The sequence below is a fragment of the Vibrio sp. 10N.286.49.E11 genome (assembly GCF_041469505.1).
Classification (GTDB): Bacteria; Pseudomonadota; Gammaproteobacteria; order Enterobacterales; family Vibrionaceae; genus Vibrio; species Vibrio crassostreae_C.
Genome location: NZ_JBFRKQ010000010.1, coordinates 12,431 through 27,136, shown reverse-complemented (window position 1 = coordinate 27,136; position 14,706 = coordinate 12,431). Strand labels below are relative to the sequence as shown.

At 45.3% G+C, this 14,706-nt stretch carries 11 protein-coding genes; 8 read left to right on the top strand and 3 right to left on the bottom strand.

What is annotated here, in order from left to right:
- Positions 1 to 79 precede the first annotated feature (79 nt).
- The gene (locus AB4167_RS02485; protein WP_017068825.1) at positions 80 to 559 is read right to left on the bottom strand and encodes an Sbal_3080 family lipoprotein; all 480 of its coding nucleotides are present in this window, start codon (positions 557 to 559) and stop codon (positions 80 to 82) included.
- A 195-nt stretch (positions 560 to 754) separates the two neighbouring features.
- Here AB4167_RS02485 and AB4167_RS02480 point away from each other — a divergent pair, with 195 nt between their 5' ends.
- The 4 genes from AB4167_RS02480 (at position 755) to AB4167_RS02465 (ending at position 3,578) form a co-directional block, all read left to right on the top strand.
- Positions 755 to 1,153 carry a hypothetical protein gene (locus AB4167_RS02480; protein WP_017064752.1) on the top strand — a complete coding sequence of 133 codons (399 nt, stop codon included), beginning with the start codon at positions 755 to 757 and terminating at the stop codon, positions 1,151 to 1,153.
- A gap of 788 nt (positions 1,154 to 1,941) precedes the next feature.
- Positions 1,942 to 2,190, top strand: a complete 249-nt coding sequence (locus tag AB4167_RS02475) for a type II toxin-antitoxin system Phd/YefM family antitoxin (protein WP_004730320.1) — start codon at positions 1,942 to 1,944, stop codon at positions 2,188 to 2,190.
- Positions 2,180 to 2,470 carry a type II toxin-antitoxin system RelE/ParE family toxin gene (locus tag AB4167_RS02470; RefSeq protein WP_053302227.1) on the top strand — a complete coding sequence of 97 codons (291 nt, stop codon included), beginning with the start codon at positions 2,180 to 2,182 and terminating at the stop codon, positions 2,468 to 2,470. The genes AB4167_RS02475 and AB4167_RS02470 overlap by 11 nt, the downstream gene beginning before the upstream one ends.
- Positions 2,471 to 2,552: 82 nt before the next feature.
- Positions 2,553 to 3,578, top strand: coding sequence for an IS110-like element ISVisp6 family transposase (locus AB4167_RS02465; protein ID WP_372136079.1), 1,026 nt, complete (start codon positions 2,553 to 2,555; stop codon positions 3,576 to 3,578).
- A gap of 382 nt (positions 3,579 to 3,960) precedes the next feature.
- Here the strand turns inward: AB4167_RS02465 and AB4167_RS02460 are convergent, their stop codons facing one another.
- Together AB4167_RS02460 and AB4167_RS02455 are read right to left on the bottom strand one after the other, a co-directional pair.
- Positions 3,961 to 4,728 carry a hypothetical protein gene (locus AB4167_RS02460; protein ID WP_372136078.1) on the bottom strand — a complete coding sequence of 256 codons (768 nt, stop codon included), beginning with the start codon at positions 4,726 to 4,728 and terminating at the stop codon, positions 3,961 to 3,963.
- Positions 4,729 to 5,063: 335 nt separating this feature from the next.
- A complete protein-coding gene (locus AB4167_RS02455) occupies positions 5,064 to 7,646 on the bottom strand; it encodes a molybdopterin oxidoreductase family protein (protein ID WP_372136077.1) in 2,583 nt (860 codons plus the stop codon).
- A 472-nt stretch (positions 7,647 to 8,118) separates the two neighbouring features.
- Here AB4167_RS02455 and nirB point away from each other — a divergent pair, with 472 nt between their 5' ends.
- From nirB to AB4167_RS02435, 4 genes are all read left to right on the top strand, one after another.
- Positions 8,119 to 10,701 carry a nitrite reductase large subunit NirB gene (nirB, locus tag AB4167_RS02450; RefSeq protein WP_050643956.1) on the top strand — a complete coding sequence of 861 codons (2,583 nt, stop codon included), beginning with the start codon at positions 8,119 to 8,121 and terminating at the stop codon, positions 10,699 to 10,701.
- 76 nt (positions 10,702 to 10,777) lie between these two features.
- Entirely contained in the window at positions 10,778 to 11,122 is a 345-nt protein-coding gene (gene nirD, locus AB4167_RS02445) for a nitrite reductase small subunit NirD (RefSeq protein ID WP_012600889.1), read from the top strand.
- A gap of 143 nt (positions 11,123 to 11,265) precedes the next feature.
- Complete coding sequence (locus AB4167_RS02440) at positions 11,266 to 12,735, top strand: NarK family nitrate/nitrite MFS transporter (protein ID WP_017060867.1); 1,470 nt, start codon at positions 11,266 to 11,268, stop codon at positions 12,733 to 12,735.
- Positions 12,736 to 12,903: 168 nt separating this feature from the next.
- Positions 12,904 to 14,694, top strand: coding sequence for a protein kinase domain-containing protein (locus AB4167_RS02435; protein ID WP_372136076.1), 1,791 nt, complete (start codon positions 12,904 to 12,906; stop codon positions 14,692 to 14,694).
- Positions 14,695 to 14,706: the final 12 nt, after the last annotated feature.

The following is a 14,706-nucleotide window of genomic DNA, read 5'->3' as shown; positions in this document are numbered from 1 at the left end:
TTCGTCTATTCGTCTATTCGAGCAGAGCTTAAAGAAAAATAGAAAGCGAACAAAGGTATAAGTTAGTAAACTAATTAGACTAGTTCGTCGCTTTTGAATCTGATGAATTAGCTGCTTTCGTTGCTTCTTCAGCAGTTTTCTTACCAAATACCGTATCCATCATAAAACCAATACGCTTAGCTGCATTACCAAATTTGTTTGGGTTAGCCGTGTATGGGACTTTAAATTCTACTTCACCTACTCTTTGTCCGTTCTGATAAGCATTGATCTCCGCTTGCTTTAAGAACAACGCTAAGTCCCAGCTCCAATGGCCTTCATACTCCAATGTCAGCTTATCAAGATCGTGCTTCGACTTATCAGGTACGACGGTGTAGGTATAATCGTTATCTTGCAGCCACGTTTCCATAGTATTTAAAAACCCTTCACGTGTTTCAGCGTCTTTAACGATAACAACATCAACTTCAGTCGTAGGTTCTGGAATCGCGCTCCCAGTGTAACGAGGGGCTCCACAACCAGCCAAAATTAAAACCGAAAGCGATAATAGTAGGTATTTTTTCACGTTATATATCCATTAACAGTTAACTGCGTGAATGATACCACATCAAAAAAATGACATATTATATAAGCAAAGGTTAATCAGACATTCCTTGTTACATAAGGCACTAAAAAACAACGAAAGAAAATGCGAAGGCTATGGGTCTCCTTTGATGAACATTTAAATCATCGCATCATTGAATGCATCACAAGGGATATCATGGAAAAGACACTTCAAACCAAACTGGCGACTAGCCTACTACTGCTGAGAATCGGCATTTTTATCGTCTTCTTATTCTGGGGCTTGGATAAGATCCTTGTCCCTGAGCACGCGACAAAAGTACTGTCTGGCTTTTACGGCATCGACATCTCGAACAATGCGATGATGGCTCTGGGTGTCGCGCAGCTCGGATTTTTAGGCGCATTCGTTGTAGGCATGTGGAAAAAGTACACCTACGGAGCCATTTTAGTCCTTCATGCAGGCTCAACCTTTTCCTCTTTTGGAAAATACATGGACCCGTTCAACAACCTACTGTTCTTCGCCTCTTGGCCAATGCTCGCAGCCTGTATCGCAATCTTCTTACTTCGCAATTACGACACTTACAGCGTGTCCAACTAACACAAAGGGCGCCGTTATTGGCGCCCTGTTTGGTTGGGTTGATTCTTATCAACCTAAAATACTCTGTTAGCTGTATGACCCTATTTTACATTTCTATAAGTTACTAGAAACCCTGTCAAACCTATTGAGAGAGCAGCAATACATACTCCCCTCAGTATTGCATCATTGAGATAAGCTGAGTAGAAAAGCATTGCAATAAATGCACTACATGACACCAAAAAAGGTGCAATTGAACGATGGGTAAAACGTGAAGTATCAACCACACTATAACGATCTAGAACCAAATCCAAGAGCAAGAGCATGTGCATAACAAACAAAACATTTAGTACTGGAAGTACCCAGTAAAACCAACTATCTACAGGAAAGCTAAATAGTTGAACAAAGGTAAGGTGAGCCAATATAGAAAACAAAATACTTTTCCAACCATTCGAACTACTTTGTACTCTAATGCGGTATGTTCGTCGGGCGACAGAAGCAAGTGGCTTGACTGAAGAAACCCAAATAGCCAACCAAACTATAAGTAATACCATGGTTCAAGAGCCTCTAAATTAAGGTTTACGCAGCTATTTTGAATTAGATATCTAGAACTATTATCCCAAGATATCGACACTTTACGCCTTGCTAAGGTGTGAGCAAACCAATACCTTAGCCTCCGCATAATACCTTAAACACATAAACCAACGCATAGTAAAAATGCCACGCGTTGCGAATTATTCTTAAGCAACTTGTTATACCTCTTGGTTGAGGCTAAAATGACCAAAACAAAGACCACTTAAGAGACCTATTACATGACCACTAGAATTTTAGCCGATGTTGCTGCAAGCATTACTGAGTTGAAAGCTAACCCTATGAAAGTTGCAACTAGTGCTTACGGTGAACCTGTTGCTGTACTGAACCGAAATGAGCCAGCATTTTATTGCGTACCAGCCGAAGCGTACGAAATGATGATGGACAGACTCGAAGATCTTGAACTACTAACTATTGCGAAAGAGCGTGAATCTGAAGAGAGTATTTCGGTAAATATTGATGACCTATAAACTCGACTTTAAAAAGAGTGCACTCAAAGAGTGGAAAAAGCTTGGCTCAACGCTTCAACAACAATTTAAGAAAAAGCTAATCGAGCGTTTAGATAACCCGCATATTCCGGCTTCAAAACTCTCTGGAGCTGACAACATGTATAAGATTAAGCTACGCCAATCGGGCTACCGTCTCGTCTACAAAGTTGAAGACGATGTCATCATTGTAACCGTCTTAGCAGTCGGAAAACGCGAACGTAGCGATGTTTACCGTAAAGCTATGAAAAGGTTAGATGATTGATTGCGGTATCAACGAATGACATGGATTCCCCCTACCGAGGATCTGCCACACTTATGTGGTACTTAAATGCATCGGAGGCACCATGTCTGATTATTCTTATTTCTGCGGTATCGACCTAGCTAAAAACCACTTCAGTCTTCATGCCGTAGACCAAAATGGTGAGGTCATACTTCATAAGTCGGTAACTCGCTCTAAACTACTGACTACAATAGCAAATATGCCACTCATGCGTATAGGCGTTGAAGCGTGTGGTGGTGCACATTATTGGGCAAGAACACTCAATAAACTGGGTCATGACGCCCGCATTATGGCCGTTAAATACGTGGTTCCTTATCGAACTAAAGGAAAGAACGACCTTAATGATGCTGTTGCCATATGCGAAGCTGTTCAGCGACCATCAACTCGCTTTGTACCCGTAAAATCCCCCGAGCAACAAGCCATCTTATCGGTACATAGAATGAGAGAGCATTGGGTTCGTGAACGCACCGCGCTTATGAATCGCATGCGCGCCCTACTCTCTGAGTTCGGGTTAATCATTCCTGTTGGCCGCTCTTCATTAATGAAACATGTTCCCTTAATGCTTGAAGATGCAGAAAATGAACTGCCACATCTCGCAAGAACGGTGATTGCCGATGCTTATCACCACCTTGGAGAGTTGAATCAACGTATCGCCGATACAGAGCAAGTCTTCGACTCTTTTGCTAAGGTCAGCGCTAATGTTCAACGAGTGATGAAGGTTCGTGGTATTGGACCGCAAACCGCTACTGCGATACTTGCTTCGATAGGCAACGGTTCTCAATTTGATAAAAGCCGTGATTTCTCTGCTTGGCTAGGACTCGTACCAAAACAATATTCGACGGGAGGAAAGCCACGCTTAGGTCGGATAACCAAACACGGCGACAAATACTTACGAACACTATTAGTTCACGGAGCAAGGACCGTGATTGCCAACCTTGGCGACAAGCAAGATAAGTTAAGTCAGTGGTGCAGAGGCGTTCTAGAACGAAGAGGAATGAACCGAGCGATAGTGGCACTTGCCGCGAAGAACGCACGAATTATATGGTCGCTTTTACACAATCAAACCGAATATGAAAACTATGCTGCTTAAGTAGAAACCTAAGCAGCATAGAGAGTTAAACCCACCGGGTCATTGCAGACGCTAATGATGGAGATAGGTTAAGACCACTTGCGGAGAGCCTGTTAATGCGGCGGACACACTAGATGTCATCTAACGAATAAGGCACCGCAGTCGCGCAAAGTCATCAGGGCCACGACGTATGCGAATCGTCGATAAGTAGGCCGAATGTAGAGCGGCAGTCCAAAACCCATCAACATAAGTTTAGCGGATGTTTGACAACCGGGGGAATCCATGTAGCCCTGTTAAGGGGTGAGCAACGCAATACCGAAGTTGCCGCATACCGCCTTAAACACTAAAACCAACGCATAGTAAAAATGCCACGCGTTGCGAATCCCTCTTAAACAGATTGTTGTTATGCATTTGTGCCCGCGACTTGTACGTAACCATCACAAACACCTAATCCATTAGTTAGTTTGGGTAGAACTGTTTTCTCACTCTGCATTTGTCTAAAGATCTGATTTGATGTGTTATGACACATTTTGAGCATTTGCCCTGCTAACGTATCCTTATCTTTGTCTGACGCATAACAAAGCTTTACCTGATGATGTAGATAACTCGATTTAAAGTAGGGTTTAACACGCTTGTTAAATTCTGGTAATGAATCTTTTTCGCTATCAACAATGATAGCGAGCATTTCTTTACCTGTATCAAATGGAAATCGTAAAAAGTTGGTGATTACGAGATGCCAACCTATAAGCTCTGGGTTAATGTGAGGTTGCGAGTTTACAATAATGAACGAGCCAAGGTGAATAAAAGGAACACCGTCGGTACCCACATACTGTGAAACTTTTCCTGGCACTTGGTAACAAGTACAAATGCTAATTTTCTGTCCATTGTATTCGCGAGAATTGGTATCAACGCTAATGATGTAATCGTATCCATTCAGTAACATTGTATCGACATCAAATGCTGCGAACTCACTATGTCCTTGAACACTGCTTAAAACTTTCGGCTTGCCTGAAGCCCTTTCATAACTGCGCTCAACACGAATCGTACTAGGATCTGCTTCAGGAATTATTAAGCCGTCTCGTAAAGGCTCATACGTAAACGAAATCTTATTTACATTTTTATTCACTTGAAACGTAACTTTTTCGTCTCGTGTTTTCTTTTCAGTGCTCAATTACTAATTTCTCCGTTAATGCATAACAGCTATATTAGACAGAATAATTCTGCATTTTGTCCCTGAAACAATTCTGTCTAGTTTCCAAGACTCGCTGCACTTAGTCTAATAACTCATTTAATAACATCATCTTACCTACTTATCTTTGTATCAAACATGACGAAAAGCAGAAATTTTCCATATAGTTCCGGCAAAATGCAGAAAACTCCCCAATATGTGAGTAAACCGCAGTTCAGGCTATGAAGGTTGTATCTTGGAAGTTGTATTCTCAAACAAAAACGCCGACATGATTGTCGGCGTTTACGCTGTAGGTATGGATAAGTAAGAGGAAGTAGCTACTTCGCCATAGTACTCAAAAACTCGGCTTCGAACTCTTCATCGGCTTCTCTTGTTAGGCACTCCACTAGCCATTCAATGCTTTGATGGTCTAGCTTACTGTTCACCACGAAGGCTTGCTTTACACCAGACTGACCTAGCTTCGCAGAGCCATAGTTCTTGAATGATTTGTTGCCGTGGTAATGGAGTGATTTGATTGCCTCCGCGTTAGGTTCTGGTAAGGCATCGAGGGTGTTGGCAAGTTGAATCACCAGCTCCATTGGGTTCTTAGATGATGAGATGCGATACAGAAAACCGCCCTCCACTCTTTGGCGCACCCAGTAATCAAAACCGCTGCAATCCATCACCTTATCACTGACCAGTGCGGCTTCGCTGCGATAGCCACACGGTTCAACCATCACTGGGGTATGTTTAAACTCTGGCTGACCCGATGCGGCATCGGTATGAGGCAAGATCAAGTCACACGGCTTGCTGTCTTTGGCGGTCGGTGCGTTCCAGTGGATAGGCATGAAAACTTGTTCACGGCGCATCTCTTTGGTTACCACTAAGCGCGCTTGGCACTCGCCTTGTGCGCTGCGCACTTTCACCACTGGGTTTATAGTCGCGTGGTTGAAGGCATCTAGCCCAAATTCATCTAAACCAAGCTCTGCAACCGTATCTGGGTGCATGGCAACAAACGGCTCTGGGGTGTGTTCACCTAAACCCGCAGCCAAGCCTGTGCGGCTCATGGTGTGCCATTGGTCTCGGATTCGACCTGTGTTCATGATAAGCGGGAATTCAAGGCTGGTATCGGCAATCGGTTTGTCGTGCTCAACTGCAATAAACTGCGCTTTGCCTGATTCGGTAAAGAACTCACCATTGGTGAACATGCGCTGTTCGATGATCTCAGGTTGATACTCAAGTACTGGCCATTGCTGTGGAGTGAGTTCGCCATAGCCTTTTTCATCCAGTTGCGTGAGTCCAATTAAGCACAAGTCACGCGCTTTACCTGTTTCATTGCCGAGCGCTGTCATCTCGCAATACTCTTTAAAGATCTCACCTTCGTGGCGGAACTCAAATTGCTCTTTGAATCCCATTTTTTGTGCGACTTCTTTTAGAATCCACCAATCCGGTTTGGCTTCTCCTGGGCTTGGTAATATACGGCGTTGGCGTGAGATTCGACGCTCAGAGTTGGTTACGGTGCCCGACTTCTCACTCCACCCTTGTGCGGGCAGCACCACATCGGCCAAGCGAGTGGTTTCAGTGTCGGCAATACAATCAGACACCACCACAAATGGGCACTTCTCTAATGCGGTTTTGATCTTTTCACTGTCAGGCAGGCTCACAACTGGGTTCGTTGCCATGATCCACACCGCTTTGATTTTTCCCTCATTCATCGCATCAAACAGGTCGATCGCTTTTAATCCCGCATGAGTGGCTAGGTTGTCGGTCTGCCAAAATTCACTCACCGTTTGGTGTGATCGCGGATCACCAAACTCAAAGTGCGCCGCTAAAGTATTGGCTAGGCCGCCCACCTCACGCCCGCCCATCGCGTTCGGTTGTCCTGTGACAGAGAATGGCCCCATTCCCGGCTTGCCGATTTTTCCGGTGGCTAAATGGCAGTTAATAATGGCATTCACCTTGTCACACCCTTGTGTCGATTGGTTCACGCCTTGGGAGTAAATGGTTAGCACCTTCTCGTTCGATGCAAACAAACTGTAGAACTGTTTCAGCTGCTGCTCTGTTAACCCTGTGAGCTCAGGAACGCTTTTGTCGCCCCAGCCCGACTGTGTATAACGATATTGAGTCGCAGATCGAATCGATTCAGTAAAGCCTTGGGTGTGGTTTTCTATGTAGTCTGCATCTAGCTTGTCGTTATCATCGAGGTAACCCAATAAACCATTGAACAATGCGACGTCTGAGCCTGATTCCAATGCCAAGTGAATGTCTGCGATTTCACAGGTGTCGGTATAACGCGGGTCGATGACGATAACTTTCAATGCAGGGTTGGCTTGTTTTGCGGCTCTTAATCTTTGGAAAAGTACCGGATGACACCATGCTAGGTTGGAACCTGTAATCACGACGAGTTCGGCTTGCTCGAGATCTTCGTAGCATACCGGTACTGTGTCTGCGCCAAATGCTCGCTTATGCCCGACCACGGTTGAAGCCATACACAACCTAGAGTTACTGTCGATGTTGCCACTACCAATGAAGCCTTTCATCAGTTTATTGGCAACATAGTAGTCTTCGGTCAGCAGCTGCCCAGAAACATAGAACGCAACCGAATCGGCCCCAAATTCTTCGATGGTTTGATTGAATTTGTCTGCGACCAACTGAGTGGCACTGTTCCAGTCCAGCTCTTGTTTTTGCTCATTCTGAATATGAGCAGGCTGTGTAAGACGACCCAAAGGCGTGACGGTGTCGCCGAGCGCGATCCCTTTAGTACATAGCTTTCCATAGTTTGATGGATGATCTTTATCACCACGTACTTCTAGTTTTCCTAGCGATGTCGGTCTCGCTTCTATTCCACACCCTACACCACAATAAGCACAGGTCGATTTTATCCAGCCGCTGTTTGAATCGGTCATCCGTTTCTCGCTCAATTATCCATAATTGTAATAAGTGAAAACAAGCAAATAACACGCCACTTAATAACAGCTGATGCATAGCAAATAATTTCATTTAAAAACAACAACTTAATAAAAACACAAATATCAGCAATGAACCAATTAGAACTTAACCAAGATAGAAACTTAATTTTTGCACCATCTTGCTGAAAGTTGCACCACAAACGCTCATTTATATAAATCCAACAAAAATTTTACATACCACTTTAGGGGTAATTGCGTGCTACCTCTATTTTTTAAACCACTGAAAATTATAAGTTAATTTTTATTTAAATGAACGAACCGTAATCTGGCATCCTCCTTGCTCCACTAAAAACCAAGACTTAGAAAAAACATTTTTGTTTTTCTTGATGATTATGAATTGAGTGGAATCTCAACCCGGTATTCATCTGCTAACGACTAGAAATTAGATGCTAGTGATGGTGACGCCGAGAATAAGGAATGGATTATGAGCAAGAAGAAAATCGTCGTTGTTGGTAACGGCATGGTTGGACACAAATTTATCGACAACATCCTGCAATCAGACAGTGATGAGTTTGATGTGATTACTTTCAGTGAAGAACCAAGGCTGGCCTACGACCGTGTTCAGCTAACGGCTTACTTTAATGGTAAAAGCGCTGATGACCTGTCATTGACCAGTGAAGAGTATTACCAAAGCAACGGCGTGAACTACTTGTTGAACCAGAAGGTTGCCAAGCTAGACACCGCCAATCAACAAGTCATCACTGAAAGTGGTCACGTTGAAAGTTACGACAAGCTAATCTTGGCGACCGGCTCATTCCCTTTTGTTCCCCCTATTCCCGGTAACGACCAAGAACACTGCCACGTTTATCGCACCATCGAAGATTTAGACGCCATTGAGCTCTCAAGTAAAGGCAGCAAATCGGGCGTGGTGATTGGTGGTGGACTGCTGGGCTTAGAAGCCGCAAACGCAGTCAAAAACCTTGGCTTAGAAACCCATGTGGTTGAATTTGCGCCTCGCCTGATGGCGGTTCAATTAGATGACGGTGGCGGTGCCCTATTACGCAGAAAAATTGAAGACCTTGGTGTGCAAGTTCATACCGAGAAAGCGACCTCTGAAATAGTCGATGGCGAAAACGCTCGCTACCGCATGAACTTCGCCGATGGCACCCATTTAGAAACCGACATGATCGTATTCTCTGCGGGTATTCGCCCTCAAGATGAGCTAGCAAGAAGCTCTGATGTCGAAATTGGCGAGCGCGGCGGTATTGTGATCAACAACCACTGTCAAACCAATATAGAAAACGTCTACGCCATTGGTGAATGTGCCCTTTGGGATAACAAGATCTTCGGCTTAGTGGCACCCGGTTATTCGATGGCAAAAATCGCGGCTTCGCATATTGTCTCTGACGGTACTGACGACGCTGCATTCACCGGCGCTGACATGAGCACCAAGCTCAAACTGCTTGGCGTCGATGTGGCCAGTATTGGCGAAGTACACGGCAAGACAGAAGGTGCTCAATCGTATACTTATAACGATGAAATTGAACAAGTTTATAAGCGCCTGATCATCTCGGCTGACGGCACAAAGATTGTCGGTGCCGTCTTGGTCGGTGATGCAGAAGCCTACGGTTCGCTACTGCAAATCAAGCAAAACGATATGCCCCTTCCTGAAAACCCATCAGTACTGATTCTACCTAATGTCGCAGATGATTCAGGTTCGGCAATGGGTGTTGAAGCTCTGCCTGATAGCGCTGTGATCTGTTCATGTTTTGATGTGACCAAAGGCGACATTAAAGACGCGGTCTCTGCTGGCTGCACCACGATGGCGGCTTTGAAAGAAACCACCAATGCTTCGACAGGTTGTGGCGGTTGTTCTGCCCTTGCGAAACAGGTTCTCGATAGTGAACTGAGTAACCTAGGTGTGGAAGTCTCTAACGATATCTGTGAGCACTTTGCTTATTCTCGCCAAGAGCTTACCGACATCATTCGCGTCAACAAAATCAAGACCTTCGACGAGCTGTTAGATTCTCACGGCAACGGATTGGGCTGTACTGTGTGTAAACCGGCTGTCGGTTCGATTCTGGCTTCGTACTGGAACGATTACATCCTTGAAGATCAACATATCGAGCTGCAAGACACCAATGACATCTACCTTGGCAACATGCAAAAAGACGGCACTTACTCGGTAGTTCCGCGTATTGCTGGCGGTGAAATCACTCCAGATAAATTGATTGTTTTAGGCGAAGTCGCTAAAGAGTTCGACCTGTACACCAAAATCACGGGCGGTCAGCGTGTCGACTTGTTTGGCGCACAGCTTAACGAACTGCCTATCATCTGGAAAAAGCTGATTGATGCAGGTTTTGAAACGGGCCACGCCTACGGTAAATCGGTTCGTACCGTGAAATCTTGTGTCGGTAGCACTTGGTGTCGATACGGTGTCGACGACAGTGTTGGCTTAGCGATTCGACTTGAGAACCGCTACAAAGGCCTGCGTTCACCACACAAGATCAAGTTTGCGGTTTCAGGCTGTACTCGTGAATGTGCAGAAGCCCAATCGAAAGACATTGGTGTTATCGCCACCGACAAAGGTTGGAACCTCTACATCTGTGGTAACGGCGGTATGCGTCCTCGTCATGCAGACCTATTCGCCACTGATTTAGACGAAACCACACTCCTTAAATACATCGACCGCGTTTTGATGTTCTACACACGTACCGCAGACCGCTTACAGCGTACATCGGTATGGATGGAGAACCTCGAAGGCGGCATTGAATACCTCAAGCAAGTCGTGATTGAAGACAAGCTCAACGTAGCTGAAGAACTCGAAGCGGACATCGCACTCAACATCGAGAAGTACCAGTGTGAATGGAAAACCACCATTGAAAACCCTGAGAAGATGAAGCGCTTCCAGCACTACATCAACAGTGAAGAAATGGACACTAGCCTCTCTTTCATCAAAGAGCGAGAGCAGCGTTTTCCTAAGCCGAGCTTGAGTGATGCTTCGAATTCAAAACGCGATGAAAAGCTCGCAAAAGCAGACCAAATCGAAGTGACTGAGGTTTCATAAATTTCATCAGGTTCATCAGGTTCATCAGGTTCATCAATAAAAAAATAAAAACTCAATTTTAGACTAGGAGAAAGTCATGGAAAATTGGACAACCGTATGCAGCACCAGCGATCTAACCCCAAACGGGGGAATTTGCGCCAAAGTAGACGATAACCAAGTGGCTATTTTTTACTGCAAGCGCAGCGACACGCTTTATGGGCTCTCTAATTACGACCCTATCGGCAAGGCGAATGTGATGTCACGTGGTATAATTGGTTCATTAAGCGGAGAACCTTACGTGGCCTCACCCTTATACAAGCAGCATTACCACTTAGAAACTGGCGAATGTCTTGAACAGCCTGAGCTCAAGCTCGTGAAATTTGAAGTTCGCAAGCAAGGAGAACAAGTTCAAGTTCTCGCACCACTTGCTATCGCCAGTTAACTAAACCGCCGACACCATCATGCAAACGCTTATTAGCGTGCGCAATTTCGGCACAGGGTTTATGCACATTAAAAGCGTTCTAAGTTCGGAAGTAACGCAGGTGCACAAACCGGGTAATTTTCCAGATTTAAAGGATTTAAACCATGGATAACACTAAATTTTCGCTGCTTTCATTTACGGGTAAGATGAAGGTATTACACCTAAGCTGGATGGCCTTTTTCATTACCTTTGTTGTGTGGTTCAACTTTGCCCCACTACTGCAAATGGTAAAAACTACGCTTGGTCTTTCTACTGAAGAGATCAAAACCCTCCTGATCCTCAACGTTGCATTGACCATTCCGGCACGTGTCGCAATAGGCATGCTAACCGATAGATACGGCCCAAGGTTGGTTTACTCTTCGCTACTCGCGGTCTGTTCTATCCCTTGTTTCATGTTTGCTCTGGCAGACTCTTTCATTCAAGCAGCAATCGCTCGTTTCCTACTGGGCTTCATTGGTGCAGGTTTCGTTGTCGGTATTCGTCTTGTGTCTGAATGGTTCCCACACAACGAACTGGGTACTGCAGAAGGTATTTACGGCGGCTGGGGTAACTTCGGTTCAGCAGCAGCAGCGTTCACACTTCCAACTCTCGCTCTAGCGTTTGGTGGTGAAGACGGCTGGCGTTATGCGGTTGGTATTACTGGCGTAATGAGCTTAGCGTTCTCGTTTATCTTCTACAAAAACGTGTCAGATACACCAAAAGGTTCAACTTACTTCAAGCCTGCTCAAGTAACAGCGATGGAAGTGACATCAAAGGGTGACTTTTTCTTCCTACTTATTATGAAGATCCCTATGTATGCCGCTTTAGCGCTACTGACTTGGAAGCTATCACCAAGCAACATCAACATGTTGTCAGACATGGCGGTTTACTCAGTGTATGCCGGTTTAGCTGCGCTTTACGTGTACGAAGTGTCGCAAGTTTGGAAAGTAAACAAGAACGTATTTAAAGAAGAAGTGCCAGAGATTCACCAGTACAAATTCAAGCAAGTTGCGGTACTTAACGTATTGTACTTCGCGACATTTGGTTCTGAACTGGCTGTGGTTTCTATGCTGCCACTGTTCTTCTCTGAAACCTTTGAATTAACACCGGTTCTTGCAGGTATGGTTGCATCGGCTTATGCCTTTATGAACCTAATGTCTCGCCCAGGTGGTGGTTGGATTTCAGATAAATTCGGTCGTAAACCAACACTGCTTATTCTAACGATTGGCCTTGCGGTGGGTTACTTCGCAATGGGTCAAGTCGACAGCACATGGCCTGTATGGCTAGCAGTTGTCGCGGCGATGGCGTGTTCTTTCTTCGTGCAAGCGGGTGAAGGTGCGGTATTCGCAACGGTTCCTCTAATCAAGCGTCGTATGACAGGTCAAATTGCTGGTATGACGGGTGCTTACGGCAACGTGGGTGCGGTAGTTTACCTAACTGTGTTGTCATTCGTGAGCTACCAAACATTCTTCTTAGTGATTGCTGCAACAGCGGTACTTGGCTTTGTGACTCTGCTGTTCATGGAAGAGCCTAACGGTCAAATCGCCGAAGTAAACGACGACGGCAGTGTCACGCTGATTAATGTTTCAAGCTAGGGTCTGTACTAAGAAGCATTGATATTATTGAATCGGGAGAGGCACCTTAGCGGATACATCAATGCTAGGTGCTTCGTTCAAAGGCTCTAAGTTCACTAGGGCTTTTGTTCTTCCTAGGATGTTCTGTCAAGGAAGCGGGAAGAAGAGCAGTTAAGAAGAAGACAAGTTATGACAATTTCATTCAGCCAAGGGCAAGTCATCACGCCAGAATCCAACAACCAGTTAACGCTTAAGTTTGGTGGTTATTCGAATCAAGGCGTACGTGATGAAAACCAAGATGCCATCATTGTAAAACACCCTAAAACTCGCGCAGAGCAAGAGTTGAAAGGCAGTGTTGCCTGCATTGCAGACGGAGCAAGTTGTAGTGAACACGGCCAGAAAGCCAGTCACACCAGCGTGATGCAGTTTATCGACGACTATTACGCAACCCCCCAAAGCTGGAGCATTCAACGTTCGGCGCAAAAGGTCTTAACGTCCCTCAATTCTTGGCTCTTCAACACGTCTGTTTCTAATATTCATCCCGCACAACAAGTGAACCACAATGCCCTCGTTTCGACGTTCAGCAGCGTGATATTAAAATCAAACACCGCACATATATTCCACGTTGGCGACAGCCGCATTTACTTACTCAGAGATGGAGAATTACGCCAACTGACCCGCGACCACACCCGTAAAAATATGGGACAGAAGCATTATCTTACACGCGCCTTAGGCATGGACAACCAACTCAACGTTGACTATCAAACCCTGCCTATCAAGAAAAACGACTGCTTTATCCTGACATCTGATGGCGTGCACGAGTTTGTATCTCCCAACACCTTCAAAGAACACATCGATAAACCCGGAGCGGATTTCGAATACGCAGCGCAAACCATCTGTAACACCGCTTTAAGCCACAATAGCTCAGACAACGTGAGCTGCTTGATTGTGCAAGTCAGCCATCTGCCTAAACCTTCGCTGATTGAGTTCCATGAGAAGCTGGCTAAACGTGCTATCCCACCCGCTTTAAAGCTCGGGCAAAGTATCGACAACTTTATGGTGCTTGAGGTGCTGTATGCAGGCTCTAGAAGCCATGTGTATCGTGTGATGCAGAAAGAGACACAAACCGAGTTCGTGCTGAAAGTCCCTTCCGTTCAATATCACGATAGCCCTTCGCAACTCAGAGCTTTCTTTAATGAACAATGGGCGGGGATCTTGTTAAAAAACAAGAGAGTAATGAAGGTTTACCCGACGCCAGAGAACTCGCAATTCTTATACCAAATCTGCGAATGGGTAGAAGGTATCACCCTAAGACAATGGATGTACGACAACCCAAAACCGTCACTCAATGAAGTGCGCGACATATTAGAAAAGATCACTCAAGGCATTCGAGTATTACAACGTGCAGACATGGTGCACCGAGACTTAAAGCCCGAGAACATCATGATTCAACGTGATGGTGAGGTAAAAATCATCGACCTTGGTGCGGTATTAGTGAGAGGCCTTGAAGAGGGAGAGCTCACTGACAAGGACGACACACCATTAGGCGCGGTCAATTACATTGCACCCGAGACCATCAAGCACAACAGCGCGGCCACCAGCTCTGATCTGTTCTCTATCGCTGTAATCGGCTATGAGATGCTAACCGGTGAATTACCCTACTCTGAAATGACCGCACAATCGCTTAAGCAATCTCGTCACCATCAATGGGAATACCAACCCATCACACAGAAACGAGCTGACTTACCAAGCTGGGTGGATTTGGTATTACAAAAAGCCTGCGCGGAATCACCAAGCGAACGTCATCAAGTGTTGGGGGATTTTGTCGCTGACCTTTACACACCAAACCAAAGCTTGGTGAAAAGCAAAGCCAAGCAACCTTTGATAAACCGAAACCCGATCCAGTTTTGGAAAGTGTTGGCTTTGTTGCTCGGCATTGTTGCGGTCGTAGAACTGGGGTTATTGTTAAACCCAAGCTAGATACGTTTACGA

Coding starts and splice junctions, on each gene's coding strand:
- AB4167_RS02480 (WP_017064752.1), top strand. CDS start 755: ATGGAAAAGACACTTCAAACCAAACTGGCGACTAGCCTACTACTGCTG.
- AB4167_RS02475 (WP_004730320.1), top strand. CDS start 1,942: ATGACCACTAGAATTTTAGCCGATGTTGCTGCAAGCATTACTGAGTTG.
- AB4167_RS02470 (WP_053302227.1), top strand. CDS start 2,180: ATGACCTATAAACTCGACTTTAAAAAGAGTGCACTCAAAGAGTGGAAA.
- AB4167_RS02465 (WP_372136079.1), top strand. CDS start 2,553: ATGTCTGATTATTCTTATTTCTGCGGTATCGACCTAGCTAAAAACCAC.
- nirB (WP_050643956.1), top strand. CDS start 8,119: ATGAGCAAGAAGAAAATCGTCGTTGTTGGTAACGGCATGGTTGGACAC.
- nirD (WP_012600889.1), top strand. CDS start 10,778: ATGGAAAATTGGACAACCGTATGCAGCACCAGCGATCTAACCCCAAAC.
- AB4167_RS02440 (WP_017060867.1), top strand. CDS start 11,266: ATGGATAACACTAAATTTTCGCTGCTTTCATTTACGGGTAAGATGAAG.
- AB4167_RS02435 (WP_372136076.1), top strand. CDS start 12,904: ATGACAATTTCATTCAGCCAAGGGCAAGTCATCACGCCAGAATCCAAC.